The sequence below is a fragment of the Burkholderia sp. LS-044 genome (genome assembly GCF_004803625.1).
Classification (GTDB): Bacteria; Pseudomonadota; Gammaproteobacteria; order Burkholderiales; family Burkholderiaceae; genus Burkholderia; species Burkholderia cepacia.
In genome coordinates, this window is the sequence record NZ_SSWO01000002.1 from 369,472 (window position 1) to 386,722 (window position 17,251).

The 17,251-nt window shown below is 68.8% G+C and carries 13 protein-coding genes; 3 read left to right on the forward strand and 10 right to left on the reverse strand.

Translation table 11 applies throughout. The features are described from left to right. Window positions 1-31: 31 nt before the first annotated feature. From E9536_RS06810 to E9536_RS06830, 5 genes are all read right to left on the reverse strand, one after another. The gene (locus E9536_RS06810; RefSeq protein ID WP_136469543.1) at window positions 32-1,621 is read right to left on the reverse strand and encodes an ABC transporter substrate-binding protein; all 1,590 of its coding nucleotides are present in this window, start codon (window positions 1,619-1,621) and stop codon (window positions 32-34) included. 142 nt (window positions 1,622-1,763) lie between these two features. Continuing rightward, complete coding sequence (locus E9536_RS06815) at window positions 1,764-2,099, reverse strand: hypothetical protein (RefSeq protein ID WP_021161344.1); 336 nt, start codon at window positions 2,097-2,099, stop codon at window positions 1,764-1,766. A gap of 257 nt (window positions 2,100-2,356) precedes the next feature. Then, a complete protein-coding gene (locus E9536_RS06820; protein ID WP_060085462.1) occupies window positions 2,357-2,686 on the reverse strand; it encodes a hypothetical protein in 330 nt (109 codons plus the stop codon). 154 nt (window positions 2,687-2,840) lie between these two features. Continuing rightward, the gene (locus tag E9536_RS06825) at window positions 2,841-4,400 is read right to left on the reverse strand and encodes a DHA2 family efflux MFS transporter permease subunit (RefSeq protein ID WP_027791881.1); all 1,560 of its coding nucleotides are present in this window, start codon (window positions 4,398-4,400) and stop codon (window positions 2,841-2,843) included. 413 nt (window positions 4,401-4,813) lie between these two features. Beyond that, window positions 4,814-5,716 (reverse strand): LysR family transcriptional regulator, encoded by a 903-nt coding sequence (locus E9536_RS06830; protein ID WP_136469544.1) that lies wholly within the window; start codon window positions 5,714-5,716, stop codon window positions 4,814-4,816. Window positions 5,717-5,861: 145 nt separating this feature from the next. Between E9536_RS06830 and E9536_RS06835 the strand changes: the two genes are divergently transcribed. After that, window positions 5,862-7,892, forward strand: coding sequence for an FUSC family protein (locus tag E9536_RS06835; protein WP_136469545.1), 2,031 nt, complete (start codon window positions 5,862-5,864; stop codon window positions 7,890-7,892). A 112-nt stretch (window positions 7,893-8,004) separates the two neighbouring features. Here the strand turns inward: E9536_RS06835 and E9536_RS06840 are convergent, their stop codons facing one another. Beyond that, window positions 8,005-8,925 carry a bestrophin family ion channel gene (locus E9536_RS06840; protein WP_136469546.1) on the reverse strand — a complete coding sequence of 307 codons (921 nt, stop codon included), beginning with the start codon at window positions 8,923-8,925 and terminating at the stop codon, window positions 8,005-8,007. A gap of 12 nt (window positions 8,926-8,937) precedes the next feature. Beyond that, window positions 8,938-11,262 carry an FdhF/YdeP family oxidoreductase gene (locus E9536_RS06845; RefSeq protein ID WP_059697416.1) on the reverse strand — a complete coding sequence of 775 codons (2,325 nt, stop codon included), beginning with the start codon at window positions 11,260-11,262 and terminating at the stop codon, window positions 8,938-8,940. Between the two features lie 155 nt (window positions 11,263-11,417). On the opposite strand from E9536_RS06845, the gene E9536_RS06855 reads away from it, so the two are divergent. Continuing rightward, entirely contained in the window at window positions 11,418-12,839 is a 1,422-nt protein-coding gene (locus E9536_RS06855; RefSeq protein ID WP_136469547.1) for a PLP-dependent aminotransferase family protein, read from the forward strand. A 52-nt stretch (window positions 12,840-12,891) separates the two neighbouring features. On the opposite strand, the gene E9536_RS06860 is transcribed toward E9536_RS06855, so the two are convergent. Together E9536_RS06860 and E9536_RS41345 are read right to left on the reverse strand one after the other, a co-directional pair. Then, entirely contained in the window at window positions 12,892-14,133 is a 1,242-nt protein-coding gene (locus tag E9536_RS06860) for a mechanosensitive ion channel family protein (protein ID WP_136469548.1), read from the reverse strand. A 321-nt stretch (window positions 14,134-14,454) separates the two neighbouring features. Then, complete coding sequence (locus E9536_RS41345; protein WP_168799504.1) at window positions 14,455-14,628, reverse strand: hypothetical protein; 174 nt, start codon at window positions 14,626-14,628, stop codon at window positions 14,455-14,457. Between E9536_RS41345 and E9536_RS06865 the strand changes: the two genes are divergently transcribed. Then, the gene (locus tag E9536_RS06865) at window positions 14,627-16,345 is read left to right on the forward strand and encodes a SulP family inorganic anion transporter (protein WP_060173410.1); all 1,719 of its coding nucleotides are present in this window, start codon (window positions 14,627-14,629) and stop codon (window positions 16,343-16,345) included. The genes E9536_RS41345 and E9536_RS06865 overlap by 2 nt on opposite strands. Window positions 16,346-16,353: 8 nt before the next feature. On the opposite strand, the gene E9536_RS06870 is transcribed toward E9536_RS06865, so the two are convergent. Continuing rightward, window positions 16,354-17,229: a LysR substrate-binding domain-containing protein gene (locus E9536_RS06870; protein ID WP_136469549.1), complete on the reverse strand. Its 876-nt coding sequence runs from the start codon at window positions 17,227-17,229 to the stop codon at window positions 16,354-16,356. Window positions 17,230-17,251 lie beyond the last annotated feature (22 nt).

Sequence of the window (17,251 nt, forward strand, 5' to 3'; positions counted from 1 at the left end):
CCGGCAGGGCCGGGCGCGCGGGCGGGCGCCATTATTTCGCGAGCGTGCGGTATGACACGAGGTCGTTGATCGGCCCGATTTCCGGCCCGGTCACGCCGGGGCGCGTCGCGACCTGCACGACCTTCTCGAACATGATGATGAACGGCGAGTTCGCGAGCACGGCCTTCTGCAGCGCTTCGTAACGCTGCGCGCGCTTCGCGGGCGACGGCTCGACGAGCGCGGCCTCGGTGTCCTTCGTCAGTTGCGGAATGTCCCAGCTGTTGCGCCACGCGAGCATCTTCGTCGGCGACTGGTCGGAGTTGTCCGGATTCCACGCGAAGCCGCGCGCATTGCTGTTCGGGTCCATGTAGTCGGGCGACCATTCGCCGACGAAGATGTCGTGCTGGCGCGCGCGATACTTGCCGATCGCCTGCTTCGCATCGCCCGGAATCAGCTTCACGCGGATGCCGCCCAGCGCGAAGTTCGCCTGCAGCGCCTGCGCGATCTCGAGGTACGGATAGTCGTTCGGCATGTCCATCGTCACGTCGAAGCCGTTCGGCAGGCCGGCCTTGGCGAGCAGCGCCTTCGCCTTCGCGACGTCCTGCCTGTACGGCCGCGCGTTCGACGCGCCGAGGAAGCCTTCGGGCAGGAAGGTTTCATGCACCTTGTACGTCGTGCTGACGATGTTGCGCTGGATGCCGTCATAGTCGACCAGCCATTTCATCGCCTGCTGCACCTCGGGTTTCGCGAGGTTCGGGTTCTTCGTGTTCAGGCTCAGGTACAGCAGCGCGGACACCGGCCATGATGCGACCTTGATCTTGCCGGCCTTCGTCAGCGCGGTGAGGCTGTCGGGGCTCAGGTTGCGCGCGGCGTCGGCGTCGCCGTTCTCCAGCAGCAACCGTTGCGCGGACGCTTCGGGCACGTGGCGCAGGACGACGCGCTTCATCGGGTAGGGCGTGCGGTATTTCTCGAAACGCTGCAGCACGATGGTCTCGTTGGGCGTCCACTTGACGAGCTGGTACGGGCCCGAGCCAGCGTCGTTGGTCCGGAGCCAGCCGCTGCCGAAATCGTTGCCCTGCTGGTGCGACAGCAGCAGCTTCTTGTCGAAGACCGATGCCGGGCATGCGCTCAGCACGTTGAGCACGAAGCTCGGTGCGTACTTGCGGTCGGTTTCGAGCACGACGGTCTGCGGATCGACCACGCGCACCTTCTGTGTCACGTTCGCCTTCGTGAGGCCGAGGTCGGCGAGCACGCCGGCCGGCCCCTTGTCGAGCAGGATGGTGCGCTGCAGCGACCACGCGACGTCGTCGGCGGTGACCGGGTTGCCGGAATGGAACGTGAGGCCGGGGCGCAGCTTGAACGTGTAGGTCACGCCGTCGGTGCCGACCGTCCACGATTGCGCGATCTGCCCGTCGAAGCGTGTCGGGTCCTTCAGGTCGACGCGCACGAGCCGTTCGTAGGTATTCGCGACGTACTCCGACGGCACCAGTTCGTAAATCCCGCTCGGGTCGAGGGTCGTGAATTCGCCGAGCTGCGTGGCGACGACGAAGATGCCGGGCGGCGTGGCCGCCTGCGCCGGCAGCGCCGGAACAAGCGCGACGAGCGCGGCGCTGACGAACAGCCGGGACAGCAGGTGCTTCATGCGGGCTCCGTTGAAAGGGAATCGTGGGTGCGATTCTCTCATCGACGGCCACCCGGATGAAAATATTCAGCGTGCGCGCCGACGGGCCGGCGCGCAGGCGCGAGCCGGGCGGGCGCCCGGCGTCGGCGGGGTTCGGATCAGATCAGATCAGGCAGCGTGCGAGCGCGAAGCGCATCGTTTCCTCGGGCGGCTCGCTGCCCGAGCCGCGCACGACCTTGACGACCGAACCGTTGCCCGACGGCGTCAGCGTGACGAAGTACGAGTTCGAGCCGACGGCGATATCGGTCACGCCGTTGTGCTGCGATTGCTCGGTGCCCGGCAGGCGGCTGTCGAGGCAGTTGGCGATCGCGTAGGCCGGACGTTGCGACGACACGTACATCATCGGCGCCGCGCCGGACGAGGCGGCCGAGTCGGACGACGGCGCGGAACCGCAGGCGGCGAGCAGGGCGGCGGGAAGGAGCAGCAGGAATCGTTTCATGGTGGGTCGTCGTGGGTCTCGTATCGAGGCTGGGGCGCGGGGTAGGCGAAACGCGAAGCTTCGCGACGAAACCGCCCGGAATCGGGCCATTTTTGACGGACGACGATGCGGCAGGCGGCTGACGACGGAGTATACCCGCAGCATTTGACGCCGTTGACGCGTTGAAACGATTCGATACACAACAAGCACCCGCTGCCGCGCGGCGGCAGCGGGCGTTTCAGGGGGGGGCGAATGGGCACCTGCCGGTGTTGTCGATCTTATTGGCCGATCTGGTGGCTGACCGCATTTTCCTGCTGGTTCAGCACGTGCTTTTCGCTCTTCGTGATGTGGCTGCGATCCCGCGCAGCCATGTCCCGCTCTTCCCGGCGGATCTTGCGGTCGTCACGGTGCAGGCGCGCGGCCTGTGCGTGCGACATCTCGCCTTCCTTCACTTCGTGACGGATCCGGCGATTCTGGTTTGCGAGGCGCTGGTTGACCGCTTCGCGGCGCGGATGCGCCTGTTGCCACGGCGTGTCGGCGAACGCGGTGCCGGTCAGTACCGACATCAGCGTGGCGGCGATCGCGAGATGGCGGGTCAGGGCTCGCATGGTGTTTTCTCCCGTCGTTGCGCGCTTGAATCGTGGGCGCTTGTCCAGAAAACGCGGCGCGGGCACCGGCTGTTGACGTTTCCGCCTGTATCGATTGCAAGTCTTTATTACGTCGGCGCGTGGCGGCGCGGGGCCCGGCCGCCGCGCATGCGGATCAATGCGCGCCGGCCGCCGCCGCGTCGGCATCGCCGCCGCCCGAGCGCGACGGTTTCGTGATCCAGATCAGCGGAATGATCGCGACGAAGATGATCGCCGATACATAGAAGATGTCGTTCAGCCCCATCACGGCCGCTTGCGAATCGACCGACGAGTTGAAGAGGGCGAGCGCCGAATCGGGGCTCAGGTGCAGCAGCGAGCGCGTCGTGTCGACGTGTTGCGCGAAGGTCGGGTTGTCGATGCTCGCCTGTTCGGTGAGCCGCGCATGATGCAGGATCGTGCGGTCGTTCCAGGCGTTGCTGATCAGCGACGTGCCGACGGCGCCGCAGAACGTGCGGCCGAAATTCGACAGGCCGGCAGCGGCCGGGATCTTTTCCGGCGGCAGCCCGGACAGGATGATCGACGTCAGCGGCACGAAGAACATCGCCATCGGGATGCCTTGCAGCAGCGTCGGCAGCACGAGGTCCCAGCGCGACACGTCGGTGTAGAAGGTCGTGCGCATCATGAACACGACCGCGAAGCCGACGAACGCGAGCGTGGCGATGTAGCGCGGATCGGTGCGCGGCAGCAGGCGCCCCATGACCGGCGTGAGCAGGATCGCGAACACCCCGAGCGGCGCGGTGGCGAGCCCCGAGTCGACCGCGCGGTAGCCGAGATAGCCCTGCATCCACTGCGGCAGCAGCACGAGCGTGCCGAAGAACATGCCGTACGCGACCGAGATCGCGATCGTGCCGCCCGCGAAATTGCGCTGCGTGAAGAGCCGCAGGTCGACGATCGGGTTGGCCTCGTGCAGTTCCCACACGAGGAAAAACGCGAAGCCGATCAGCGCGACGATGCCGAGCGCGACGACGACGGGCGAGTTGAACCAGTCGAGATCCTTGCCCTTGTCGAGCATGATCTGCAGCGACGCGACCCACAGCACGAGCAGCAGCAGGCCGACCGTATCGATCGGCAGGCGGCGCGTGGCCGATTCGCGATCCCGGAACACGATCCACGTGACGGCGGCCGCGAAGAAGCCGACCGGGATGTTGATGTAGAAGATCCACGACCAGTTGTAGTCGTACGTGATCCAGCCGCCGAGCGACGGCCCCGCGATCGGGCCGACGAGCGCCGTCATCGACCACAGCGCCAGCGCGCTCGACGATTTCTGCCGCGGCCACGCGCCGAGCAGCAGCGCCTGCGACAGCGGCGCGAGCGGCCCGGCGACCGCGCCCTGCAGGATCCGCGCGGCGAGCAGCGTCGGCAGGTTCGGCGCGATCCCGCACAGCCACGACGCGAACACGAACAGCAGGATCGACGTGACGAACAGGCGTACCTGGCCGAAGCGCTGCGTGAGCCAGCCCGTCAACGGAATCGACACCGCGTTCGCGGCCGCAAAGATCGTGATGACCCACGTGCCTTCGTCGACCGACACGCCGAGGTCGCCCGAGATGGTCGGAATGGCGACGTTCGCGATCGACGAGTCGAGCACGTTCATGAACATCGCGAGCGATACCGCGATCGTGCCGATCGCGAGCTTGCCGCCCGACAGCGGGGCTGGAGATGACGGAGTGGACATGGGTTTCCTGCGTAAGAAGCGTAAGGTGCTTGACGGTTGCGGCCCGTCGCGGCGGGCACGCGCCACCGCGCACGCACGCGCGCGAAGGCGACGCAGGCGCGGCGCGGCCGCTGAACGGAAAGGCGCACGGCGCGCGACGCGGCCCGGTAGCCGGGGCCGACGCGTGCGATGTGCGGCTCGATCGGATGCACGAAGCCGTGACGGGCTTCGGAAGGCGGGATGCTGCCGGTCAGGAAGGCGGGACGCGCGTGACGCGTCTGCGGGCAGCGGTCAGGCGGCTGGCGTCGCCGGTGGAGTCGTTGTGCATCGCGACAGGCTAACGATGCGGCGAGCCGTCATCAACACGGGCCGGCTCATTAATCGATTTCGCGCCGCGCAATAATCGGTGTGCGAACCGTGCCGAACCGAGCCGGTTACGGTGCGGTTCGCCATGCGGTGAACAGTTCCGCGAGGAAATCGACGAACGCGCGCACCTTGCTGTCGAGCGTCGCGCGCCGCGGGTACAGCACGTGCAGCTCGACGTCGTCGGCCCGGTGCCAGTCGGGCAGCACGATTTCGAGTTCGTTCCGTTCGAGCCGGCGGGCCGTGTAGTGCGTCGAGGCCAGCGCGATGCCGCCGCCGCTCGCGGCCTGGCGCAGCACCGTCACCGATTCGTTGGTGATCAGCACCGGCCGCACCGGCACGTCGGCGACTTCGCCGGCCGTATTGGTGAGCCGCAGCGTCAGGCCGGGCGCGTCGCGGCCGACGAGCAGCAGGTCGTGCTGCGCGAGATCCTGCGGCGTGGCGGGCCGGCCGACGCGGTCGAGATAGGCGGGGCTCGCGGCGAGCTTCGCCTGCGACCAGCCGAGCGAGCGTGCGATGTAGCTGGAGTCGGTCAGCACGCCCGCGCGCAGCGCGACGTCGAAGCCGTGCTCGACGAGATCGAGCGGGTTGTTGTCGTAGATCAGCACGAGCTGGACGAGCGGGTAGCGCCGGCGAAACTCGGCGAGCGCCGGCTCCAGTTCGAACAGGCCGATCGAGTAGGGCACCAGCACGCGCAGCGTGCCCTCCGGCGCCATGCGCAGCGCGCGGGCCTGGCGGTCCGCGTCGAGCAGGATGTCCTCGGCGCGCAGGCAGCGCTCGTAGTAGTCGCGTCCGGCCTCGGTGACGGACACGCGGCGCGTGGTCCGGTACAGCAGCTGGACGCCGAGATCGTCCTCGAGCTGCTTGACCTTGCGGCTCACGCGGCTGAGCGGCATGTCGAGTTGCGTGGCGGCGGCGGTGAAGTTGCCGCGCTCGACCACGCGCAGGAATATGCGGATGCTTTCGAAGTTCATACGGGGTGCTTCCGTGTTCGACCTGCGCGCATCTTACCTTCGCCGGCCGGATCGCTCCGTGCGGCGGCGATTATCCTGCCCGGTGCAATAACGCATCCTGTCCGCGCCTCTTAGTGGCGGCGGCGCGCCCCCGTATGCTCGCCGCATGAAATTCGCCTTGCCCGATCTGCCGCCGCGCGCGGCCTTCCTCACCGTGCTGCGCGACGCACGGCCCACGCTGCCGCCCGGTGCGCTCGCCTTCGCGTTGCGCAACACGGCCGCGTCGCTGCTCGCGCTCTACATTGCCTTCCGGATGAATCTCGACGACCCGAAATGGGCCGCATCGACGGTGTGGATCGTCGCGCAGGGCAGCCGCGGGATGGGCTTGTCGAAGAGCCAGTACCGGATTCTCGGCACCGCGATCGGCGCGCTCGTCGCGCTCGTGCTGACCGGTGCATTCGCGCAGACCCCCGAACTGTTCCTGCCGGCGCTCGCCGCCTGGATCGGCCTGTGTGCGGGCGTCGCGACGTTCCAGCGGAATTTCCGCGCCTATGCGGCGGTGCTCGCCGGCTACACGGCCGCGATCGTCGCGATGGATGCGGTATCCGCGCCGTTGCACGCGTTCGACATCGCGGTCGCGCGGTTCCTCTACGTGGTGGTCGGCATCCTGTGCGGCGCGCTGTTCGATACGGTCTTCGCGCCGGGCGCGCCGCTGGACGATGTCCGTACGCGCCTCAAGCGCTATCTCGACCGCGCGGCGGCGGTCGGCGCGGGTGCGCTGCGCCGCGAGCCGAACGTCGCGGCCGTGCACCGGCTGTTCGCGGATGCGCTCGAACTCGACACGGCGGCCGAATATGCGGCCACCGGCGCGCCGCCGGTGCGCAACGCGATCGGCCATCTGCGCACGGCGGTGCTGGGCGTGCTGTCCGCGCAGGCCGCGGGGCAGGCGCTGCACGATCACGCGGCGCGCAGCGGCGGCACGCCGGACCCGCTGGTCGCCGATGCCGCGCAGGTGCTCGACGGCGTGGCGGCGTCGGGCGAAGCGGGCGCCGCGCTCACCGCATTGCGGGCGCGCGTGGACGACGCGGTGCGCGCCGAGGCCGCGGAGCCGTCCGGCTCGGACCCGTCGCGCCTGCTCACGCTCGACCGGCTGGCGGCGCTGCTTGCCGGGTTCGACGCCGCCTTTGCGGGCAAGGCGCGGCTGGACCTGCCGAATCCGCCGGCGTCGCGGGTGCGCTATGCGTTCCACCACGATCCGGTGCTCGCGTGGCACAACGGGATGCGCGCGTTCATCGCGGTGCTGATCGCCGCGGCGTTCTGGATCGTGACGGCGTGGCCGTCGGGCGCCGGGTTCGTCGCGATCACGGGGGTGGTCTGCGCGCTGTTCTCGACGCGCCCGAACTCGGTGGGCGCCACCGTCGGCTTCCTGAAAGGAGCCGCCTGCGCGGCGGTCGCGGGCGCCCTTTGCAACTTCGTGCTGCTGCCGGCGGTGTCGGGCTTCGAGATGCTCGCGTACATCCTCGGCGTGTTCACGATCGGCGCGGGCATCGCGATGCGCCATCCGCGCGCGGCCGGCATCGGCAGCGGCTTCTCGATCTTCTTCTGGAATTTCACGTCGCCGGACAATACGGCGCGCATCGGCGACGCCGCCTTTCTCAATTCGGCGCTTGCCACGCTGCTCGGCATCGCGTTCGGCGCGATGGTGTTCGCGCTCGTGTTCCCCGGCGATCCCGGCGCGAGCCGGCGGCGCCTGCATTGCGCGGTGCGCGCCGACCTCGCACGCATCGCACGCAATCCACGGGCGTGGCCGGCGAGCGCGTGGCTGAGCCGCACGGCCGACCGTCTCGGGCGCGAGCTCGGCTTCGCGGGCCGTCTGCCGGCCACCCTCATCGAGCGCGACCTGCGCGACTTGCTCGCGGCCTGGACGATCGGCGACAGCCTGTTGGCGCTGGCCGAACTGGCGGCGCGCGAGCCGGCGGCGCGCCGTGCGGTCGCGTTGGTGCGGGGGCGGGTCGGGCTCGCGGATTTCGCCCGGCTCGAGCGGGCTTGCGGCGCGGCGGCCCGCGTGCTGCTGCGGCGCGTGACCGAGGTCGACAGCGACGACGGGCGCGCGCTGCTGCGCGGTGTCGTGCTGCTGCGGACGATCGCGGAGACGGCGGCCGCGCATGACGGCTTTCTGCGCGGCCGTCGGGATTGAGGGATTGAGGGATTGAGGGATTGAGGGGCTGAGGGACTGAGGGGCTGAGGGACTGAGGGGCTGAGAGGCGGAGGGCGGAGGGCGGAGGGGCGCGCGAGCGGCGGCCCGCGCGTCAACTGAGGCGATAGGCCTTGCCGGGCGTCACTTCCGCCGGTAGCGGCTCGCAGTTCAGTTCGAGCAGCGTGCGCTCGATTGTCCGCGTCATGGCATCGAGCGCGAGATGGTTCGGCCCGTCGCCGAACGGTTCGGCGATCGCGTGCGCGATCGCGTCGAGCGCGATCAGCGTATAGGCGACGAACACGGTGACGAACGGCGTTGCCGCGCCGATCGAATCGACGAGGCCGAACGGCAGCAGCACGCAGTACGCATAGATCGTCCGGTGCAGCAGCACGTCGTACGAGAACGGGATCGGCGTCGACGCGATGCGCTCGCAGCCGCTCACCATCGCGACGAGATCGTCGAGGCGTGCGTCGAGCATCCACAGTCGCGTATCGGCGAGACGCCCGGCGTCGGCGCGCGCGGCGAATGCTTCGCGCAGTTCGTGAACGATCGCGACCGGCGCATACCGGGCGGCGGCGATGCGCGTACAGGCGGCGCCGTCGAGCAGCGTGCGCAGGTCGGCCGACGGATCGGTGCCGCGCAGCTGATGCTTCAGCGCGTAGACGAACGCGACGACCTTGCGCACGAACGCCTGCCGTGACGCGTCGTCATCGTCGATCGCGCCGTAGCAGAGCGCCTGCGATACCAGCGTGCGCGTGGCGGTCAGCACGCCGCCCCACAGCTGACGGCCCTCGCGGTAGCGTTCGTAGCTCGCATTGTTGCGAAACCCGGCGAAGATCGCGAGCGTGAGGCCGATCAGCGTGAACGGCGTCGGGTTCAGCGGCACCTTCTCGCCGAGCACGCGGCCGCCGCCCCACACCGCGACGACGCTGATCGCGAGCGTCAGCACGAGTTGCGGCAGGATGGTCGGCAGCACCGACCCGTTCCAGACGAGCAGCATCCGCAGCCAGTGCTCGCGCGGACGAACGATCATCGCCGTGCTCCGTCAGGCGGCGATCGATGCCGGCGCGGCCGCGCGATGCAGCAGCACGGGTACCGACTTCGACGTCGGCGTGTTGCACACGTCGCCGACGCTGTCGAGCGGCACCAGCGGGTTGGTTTCCGGGTAGTACGCGCCGATGCAGCCGCGCGGGATGTCGTACTCGACGAGCAGGAAGCCGTCCGCGCGCCGCTCGATGCCGTCGTGCCACACGGTTTCCATGTCGACCCATTCGCCGGCCTTCAGGCCGAGCATCGCGAGATCGTCGCGGTTGGCGAACACCACGCGGCGCTGGCCGAACACGCCGCGATAGCGGTCGTCGAGCCCGTAGACGGTCGTGTTGTACTGGTCGTGCGAGCGCGTCGTCATCAGCGTCATCAGGCGTTCGCCGTGCAGCGCACGGGCGCGCTGGATCGGCGTGTCGGCGGGCAGCGGGTGTGCGAAGAAGTTCGCCTTGCCGGTCGGCGTGAGCCATTCGCGGTCGCGCGACGCGACGCGCAGGTGGAAGCCGCCCGGCCGCGCGATGCGCGTGTTGTAGTCGTAGAAGCCGTCGAGGGTGGCCTCGATCGCGTCGCGGATCTTCGCGTAATCGTCCTTGTAGGCGAGCCAGTCGATCTTGCCGCTGCCGAACAGCGCATGACCGATGTGCGCGACGATCGCGGGCTCCGACATCAGGTTCGGCGAGGCCGGCTTGTTCATCCCGTACGACACGTGGACCATGCTCATCGAATCCTCGACCGTCACGCCTTGCGCGACGTTGTCCTGCAGGTCGATCTCGGTGCGGCCGAGCGTCGGCAGGATCAGCGCGTCGCGGCCGTGGATCAGGTGGCTGCGGTTCAGCTTCGTCGTGATGTGCACGGAAAGATCGCAGCGGCGCATGCCTTCCCACGTGCGCGGCGTGTCGGGCGTCGCCATCGCGAAGTTGCCGCCGAGGCCGATCAGCACCTTCACGTGGCCTTCGAGCATGCCTTCGATCGTCTCGACGACGTCGTAGCCGTGGTGGCGCGGCGGTTCGAAATCGAACACGTGGCCGAGCCGGTCGAGGAACGCCTGCGACGGCTTTTCCTCGATCCCGACCGTGCGGTTGCCCTGCACGTTCGAGTGGCCGCGCACCGGGCACAGGCCGGCGCCGGGACGGCCGATGTTGCCGCGCATCAGCATCAGGTTCGTCAGCATCTGCACGGTCGCGACCGAATGCTTGTGCTGCGTGATGCCCATCCCCCACGTCGCGATCACGCGTTCGCTGCGCGCGTAGAGCTGCCCGAGGCTGTCGATCTGTTCGTACGGTACGCCGCTTTCGGCGGTCAGCGCGGACCAGCTTTCGTTGCGAAGATCGTCGGCAAACGCGTCGAAGCCGGCCGTGTGCTCGCCGATGAACGCGGTGTCGAGCACGCGCGGCGTACCGGCGGCGCGCGCGGCGTCGTCGAGTTCGAGCACGCGCTTCGCGATCCCCTTGATCAGCGCGAAATCGCCGCCGATCGTCGGCTGGATGAACGTCGATGCGATCTTCGTGCCCGACATCGTCAGCATCTCGATCGGGCTTTGCGGATCGGCGAAGCGTTCGAGGCCGCGCTCCTTGAGCGGGTTGATCGACACGATCGTCGCGCCGCGCTTCGCGCATTCGCGCAGCTCGCCCATCATCCGCGGGTGGTTGGTGGCCGGGTTCTGGCCGAAGATCAGCAGCGTGTCGGCGTGCTCGAAATCGTCGAGCGTGACGGTGCCCTTGCCGACGCCGACCGACGGCGGCAGCCCGCGGCTCGTCGCCTCGTGGCACATGTTCGAGCAGTCGGGAAAGTTGTTCGTGCCGTACAGCCGCACGAGCAGCTGGTACAGGAACGCCGCTTCGTTGCTCGCGCGCCCGGACGTGTAGAACGCGGCCTGGTTCGGATCGGGCAGCGCGCGCAGGTGGCGCGCGATCAGCTCGAACGCGTCGTCCCACGCGATCGGCACGTAGCGGTCGGTCTGCGCGTCGTACACCATCGGGTCGGTGAGCCGGCCGTGCTGCTCGAGTTCGAAGTCCGTCTGTTCGAGCAGCTCGGTGACCGTGTGCGCGGCGAAGAATTCGGGCGTCACGCGCTTGCTGGTCGCTTCGGCGGCCACGGCCTTCACGCCGTTTTCGCAGAATTCGAACGTCGATGCGTGCTGGCGGTCGGGCCATGCGCAGCCGGGGCAGTCGAAGCCGTCCGGCTGGTTCTGGCGCAGCAGCGTGCGGTAGTTGCCGCCGGTGACCTTTTCCTTGATCAGGTTGATCGTGACGGCCTTCAGCGCCCCCCAGCCGGCGGCCGGGTGGGTGTACGGTTCGATGCGCGCGGTAGCGGATTTCTTTTTCATGATGCAACGGGTGTCGGGGTCGATGGCCGCAGAGTACGCGCGGGCCCTGTTCGGCTGTGTGTACACCTGTTCGCTTCAAAAAAGAGTACAGTTTCGGCCATTCAGGCAGTGCGGATCGCAACTGTGTTGTTGAAGGGAAGCTGAAAGGGAGGCGCGTGAAGCGTTACGAACAACTGGCCGACGATCTCCAGGCGCAGATCGAGCGTGGCGTATACCGGCCCGGCGAGCGGATTCCATCGGTGCGGCAGGCGAGCCGGCAGCAGCAGCTCAGTGTCACGACCGTGCTGCGCGCGTACCTCGTGCTGGAAAGCCGCGGCCTGATCGAGAGCCGGCCGCAATCGGGCTACTTCGTCCGCGCGCGCGCGTCGGCGCCCGCCGAGGCCGAGCTGCACATGTCGGCGCCGGCCGCGGAACCGTCGGCCGTGGACGTGAGCCGGCTCGTGCTGTCGACGCTGCGTTCGATCGCGCGCGACGACGCGGTGCCGCTCGGCTCGCCGTATCCCGATGCGTCGCAGTTTCCGGTGCAGCGTCTCGCGCGCTATGCGCAGACGATCGGCCGCCGCCGCACCCGCTGGGGCGTGATCGACGATCTGCCGCCCGGCAACCAGGAGCTGATCCGCCAGATCGCGCGGCGCTACGCGGAGCGCGGGATCGCAGTCGAACCTGGCGAGATCGTGGTGACGATCGGCGCGACCGAGGCGATCAACCTGTGCCTGCAGGCCGTCGCGCGGCCGGGCGACACGATCGCGGTGGAGTCGCCGACGTTCTACGCGATGCTGCACGCGATCGAGCGGATGGGCATGCGTGCGCTGGAAGTCGCGACGCACCCGGGTGACGGCATCGATCTCGACGCGCTCGAACGAATCCTCGAACGCGAGCGCATCACCGCGTGCATGGTGATGCCGAATTTCCAGAATCCGCTCGGCTTCCAGATGCCCGACGCGCGCAAGCGCGCGCTCGTCGAGCTGTTGGCGAAGCACGACGTGCCGGCGATCGAGAGCGATGTCTATCACGAGCTGCATTTCGGCGACACGACACCGAGCGCACTGAAGTCGTTCGACCGCGACGGGCTCGTGCTGCATTGCGCGTCGTTCACGAAGAGCCTGTCGCCGCGCTACCGGATCGGCTGGGCGATGCCGGGCCGCTACCGCGACCAGGTCGAGAAGCTGAAATTCCTGAACACGCTCGCGACGCCCGCGATCGAGCAGCTCGCGATCGCCGAGTACCTGAAACACGACGGCTACGACTTTCACCTGCGGCGCATGCGCAAGCTGTATGCGCAGCAGGCGAGCCTGATGAGCGCGATGGTGCGGCGCTTCTTTCCGGAGGGCACGCGGCTGTCGCAGCCGCAGGGCGGGTATGTGCTGTGGGTCGAGCTGCCGAAGCAGGTCGACGCGATGAAGCTGTATGCACTGGCCCTCGCGGAGCGGATCACGGTCGGGCCCGGGCACATGTTCTCGGCCGGCACCGATTACCGGCATTTCATCCGGCTCAACTACAGCTATCCATGGTCGCGGCAGATCGAGGATGCGCTGAAGGTGCTCGGGCGGCTCGCGTCGGAGTGCGCGGCGCGGTGAGTGCCGCCATGCCCGGCGGCAGGCGGCCGATGGCCGGCAGCCGTGTCGTGCGTTAGCCCGCGTGCGGCGCCTGCAGCCCGGCTTGCACGACGCCGGCCATCTGCCGCATGTCGAAGCCCGACGGGTGCTGGTACACGCGCAGCCCGAATTCCGGCAGCACCGCGATCAGGTGATCGAACAGGTCGGACTGGATGGCTTCATAGTCGACCCAGGTCGTCGTGTCGGTGAAGCAGTACAGTTCGAGCGGAATGCCTTCGGCCGTGAGCGGCAGTTGCCGCGCCATGCAGGTCATGTCGCGGCGGATGCGCGGATGGCCCTTCAGGTAGTTCGCGACATACGCGCGGAACGTGCCGAGATTCGTCAGCTGGCGGCGGTTCGCCGGGCAGTCGCCGGCCGCGCCGAGCGTGCCGTTCCATTGCTCGATCGCGTCGACCTTGTCCTCGAGATAGTCCTTCAGCAGCGTCAGGCGTTCGAGCCGTTCGATCTCGTCGTTCGAAAGAAAACGCACGCTCGTCGCGTCGACGAACAGCGCGCGCTTGATGCGGCGCCCGCCTGCCTCGGTCATCCCGCGCCAGTTCTGGTAGCTCTCGGTGATCAGTTTCCACGTGGGCACCGTGATGATCGTGTGATCGAAGTTCGCGACCTTGACGGTGTTCAGCGTGATGTCGATGACCGTGCCGTCCGCGCCGGCCGACGGCATCGTGATCCAGTCGCCGATCCGCAGCATGTCGTTCGACGACAGCTGAACGCCCGCGACGAGGCCGAGCAGCGTGTCCTTGAAGATCAGCATCAGCACCGCCGACATCGCACCGATGCCGGACAGCAGCAGGCCGATCTGCTTGCCGGTTGCGTCGCCGATCACGACAAGCGCGGCCGTGATGAACATCACGAGCTTGACGAGTTGCATCGCGCCTTTCAGCGACAGGCGCGGCTGGTCGCGCTGGTACGTGCGATGCGCGTGTTCGAGCGCCGAAAGCGTCGCGCTCACGGTCATCGTCACGAGGAACACGATCAGCGCGAACAGCACCTTGTCGGCGACCTGCGCGGCCGTATCGGGAATGCCGGGCACCGCGCCGAGCCCGAGCTTGATCACGACGAACGGGACGATGCGGTTCAGCCACTTGAATGCGCCGAACTCGAACAGCGCGTCGTCGACGCGCGTGGCGGAAAGCCGCGCGAGCCGCGCGACCACGCGGAACAGCAGGAAATGGACGACGGCGGTGATCGCGCCGGCGGCGGCGAGCAGGATGAGGATGCCGACGAGCGGCGCAAACCAGGATTCGTTCAGGGTCATAGGGGCAAACAGGGGCCTTCTCGTGCGTTGAACCGGCGCCGCGGCGCGGCGCGCGCCCGGTGAAGGGCGCATGAAAGGGACCGTGATTGTGCCATCGGGTTCCAGGCACGTCGCCGTGAACGCGCGGCGCGCGGCTCCCGGATCGGCTCACCATTGCGCAGGTCTCCTCTGCAATCGGGTGAGGGCGGATGACGAAAGCGCGTCACCGCAAGCCGGTGCGCGCGCGGCTTGCCGGATGCGCCGCCGGTTCGTCCGGAATCGGCGCGACGCCGCTGCGGCGGGCCTGCGCGCTTCAATGCGCGTGCACGGCGATCCATGCAATCATGCGGGCGTCGCAGGGTTGTCGACGTGCAGTTCGCCGTTGCGCGCGGGCCATCCGTCGACGGTGAGCGACACGTGCCGCCTTCGCGCACTTGCCATGCGATGCCTGCCGGGGGCACGATGCGCGAACGACTTCGCGAACCACGTCACCCCGTATTCACGCACTTCACGCATGCAAGATTCCAACGAAAGCCGCCCGTCAGGCGTGCGGCTGCTGAAAGGCATCCTCCCGATCCGCCGTGGCGGGGCCGTCCGCGACATTCTCGCGGGCATTTCGCTCGCATCGATGGACATCCCGCAGGTGCTCGGCTACGCGCGCATCGCCGGCATGCCGGCCGTCACCGGCCTCTACACGGTGTGCCTGCCGCTCGTCGCGTTCGCGATCTTCGGCGCGTCGCGGCATCTGGTGGTGGCCGCCGATTCCGCGACCGCGACGATCTTCGCGAGCCGGCTGTCGTCGATGGCGCCGGCCGGCAGCGCCGAATACGCGGCGCTGGCCGGCATGGTCGCGCTGCTGACCGCCGCGATGCTGCTGCTCGCGCGCATCTTCAAGCTCGGTTTTCTCGCCGATTTCCTGTCGCGCACGGTGCTGGTCGGCTTTCTCGCCGGCGTCGGCGTGCAGGTGTCGATCGCGATGCTCGGCGACATGCTAGGGCTGGCCGTACCGTACCCGGCGTCGCGCAGCCTGGCGCAGCTCGACTACGTCGTCACGCATCTCGTCCACACGAACCGGCCGACGTTCGCGCTCGCGGCGCTCGTCGTCGTCGCGATTCTCGCCGGCAAGCGGTTCCTGCCGCGCGTGCCGATGCCGATGATCGCGGTCGCGGGCAGCATCGCGGCGAGCGGCACGTTCGGATTCGCCGCGCACGGCATCGCGGTGCTCGGGCCGGTCGCGGGCGGGCTGCCGCCGCTGCGCTGGCCGTCCGTCACGTGGCAGCAGTTCCTCGATCTCGTGCCGGTCGCCGCGTCGTGTTTCGTGATGATCATTGCGCAGAGCGCGGCCGCCGCGCGCGTGTTCGCGCAGCAGTATCGCGAGGACGTCGATACCAATGCCGACATCCTCGGCCTTGCGGCCGCGAACGCGGCGGCGGCGGTGGGCGGCGCGTTCGTCGTCAACGGCAGCCCGACGCAGACGGCGATGGCCGACGGCGCGGGCGTGCGCAGCCAGATCGGGCATCTCGCGTTTGCGGCCGTGGTGGCGGTGGTCCTGCTGTTCTTCAGCACGACGCTGCAGTATCTGCCGCATGCGGTGCTGGCCGGCATCGTGTTCACGATCGCGCTTGGGTTGATCAACGTGCGCAGCCTTGCCGCGATCCGCAGGGAAAGCCCCGGCGAGTTCACGCTTGCGCTGGTCACGGCCGTGGCCGTCGTGACGGTCGGCGTCGAGCACGGCATCCTGCTGGCCGTCGCGCTGTCGCTGATGCGGCACGTGCGCCACAGCTACCAGCCGCACACGATGGTGCTCGAACCGGTCGAAGGGAACGGCAGGTGGCAGCCGGTGCCCACGCGGCGGGGTGCGATGACGGCACCGGGGCTGATCGTCTACCGGTTCGGCTCCGACCTGTTTTTCGCGAACGATCACCTGTTCGCCGCCGAAGTGACCGAGCTCGTCGATGCGGCGCCGGTGCCGGCGCGCTGGTTCGTCATCGATGCGGGGGCGGTCACCGACATCGATTATTCGGCCGCGCGCACGCTGACCGATCTCGTCAGGATGCTGCACGCGCGCGGGATCGGCGTGCTGTTTGGGCGTGTCAACCGCTACCTGCGCGCGGACATGGATCGCCACCGGATCACGGAGATCGTCGGCGCGTCGTGCATCTTCCCGACGCTGCACCAGGCGCTCGAGGCCGCCGGCACGACGCCGGCGCCGCAGGAGCCGGGCACCGTGTAGCGTCGGCCCTATGCGGCCGCGCGCAGGCGCGCGAAGCCGTTGCGCAGGTGGCGGGCGAGTTCCGTCGCGGCCGGCGTGTGCTGGCCGCGCGGCAGATGAAGGTTGATCGCGAAGTTCGGCAGCGCGGGCAGGCCGCTGCCGGCCGGCAGGATGTCGAGGTCGGCCGGCACGGTCGACGCGAGCCAGGCGGTGACGGCGAGGTCGGAGCGCACGGTCGCGGTGGTGGCGTCGATGCTGCCGTTCTCGAACACGGTGCGCCACGCGCGATCGCAGCCGCGCAGCGCGTCGAGCACCGTCGGGCGGAACGCGCAGGTCGGCGCGACCATCGATACGGGCAGCGGCGTGTTCCGGTACGCGATGCCGCCTTTCGCACCGACCCAGACCAGGCGGTCGACGGCGATGCACTCGCCGCGTGACGGCCCGACCGGCGCCTCGATCAGCGCGACGTCGAGTTCGCCCTGCGCGAGCCCCCGGTGCAGCTCCGGCGACGCCTCACACACGAGCGTGAGCGCGACCTGCGGATGCGCCTGCGCATAACCCTTCAGGATCGGCGCGAGACAGGTGCCGACGAGATCCTGCGGCGCGCCGAGGCGCACGGGGCCGTCGACCGCGCCGGCCGTCATGTCGGCCAGCAGCGCATCATGCACGGCGAGCAGCCGGCGCGCCTGCCCGAGCAGCCGCTCGCCGTCCGCCGTGAGCAGCAGGTTGCGGTGCTCGCGGACGAACAGCGGGCCGGACAGCGTTTCGAGCCGCGCGACCTGCTGGCTGATCGCGCCTTGCGTCAGGTGCAGCGCGCGGCTGGCCGCCGTCATGCTGCGATGATCGGCGACCGTGACGAAGGCGCGCAGCAGCGCGATGTCGAGATGACGTGCCATGCGGCGCATTATGAACGCTAATGACAGGCAT

Coding starts and splice junctions, on each gene's coding strand:
- E9536_RS06810 (WP_136469543.1), bottom strand. CDS start 1,621: ATGAAGCACCTGCTGTCCCGGCTGTTCGTCAGCGCCGCGCTCGTCGCG.
- E9536_RS06815 (WP_021161344.1), bottom strand. CDS start 2,099: ATGAAACGATTCCTGCTGCTCCTTCCCGCCGCCCTGCTCGCCGCCTGC.
- E9536_RS06820 (WP_060085462.1), bottom strand. CDS start 2,686: ATGCGAGCCCTGACCCGCCATCTCGCGATCGCCGCCACGCTGATGTCG.
- E9536_RS06825 (WP_027791881.1), bottom strand. CDS start 4,400: ATGTCCACTCCGTCATCTCCAGCCCCGCTGTCGGGCGGCAAGCTCGCG.
- E9536_RS06830 (WP_136469544.1), bottom strand. CDS start 5,716: ATGAACTTCGAAAGCATCCGCATATTCCTGCGCGTGGTCGAGCGCGGC.
- E9536_RS06835 (WP_136469545.1), top strand. CDS start 5,862: ATGAAATTCGCCTTGCCCGATCTGCCGCCGCGCGCGGCCTTCCTCACC.
- E9536_RS06840 (WP_136469546.1), bottom strand. CDS start 8,925: ATGATCGTTCGTCCGCGCGAGCACTGGCTGCGGATGCTGCTCGTCTGG.
- E9536_RS06845 (WP_059697416.1), bottom strand. CDS start 11,262: ATGAAAAAGAAATCCGCTACCGCGCGCATCGAACCGTACACCCACCCG.
- E9536_RS06860 (WP_136469548.1), bottom strand. CDS start 14,133: ATGACCCTGAACGAATCCTGGTTTGCGCCGCTCGTCGGCATCCTCATC.
- E9536_RS06865 (WP_060173410.1), top strand. CDS start 14,627: ATGCAAGATTCCAACGAAAGCCGCCCGTCAGGCGTGCGGCTGCTGAAA.
- E9536_RS41345 (WP_168799504.1), bottom strand. CDS start 14,628: ATGCGTGAAGTGCGTGAATACGGGGTGACGTGGTTCGCGAAGTCGTTC.
- E9536_RS06870 (WP_136469549.1), bottom strand. CDS start 17,229: ATGCGCCGCATGGCACGTCATCTCGACATCGCGCTGCTGCGCGCCTTC.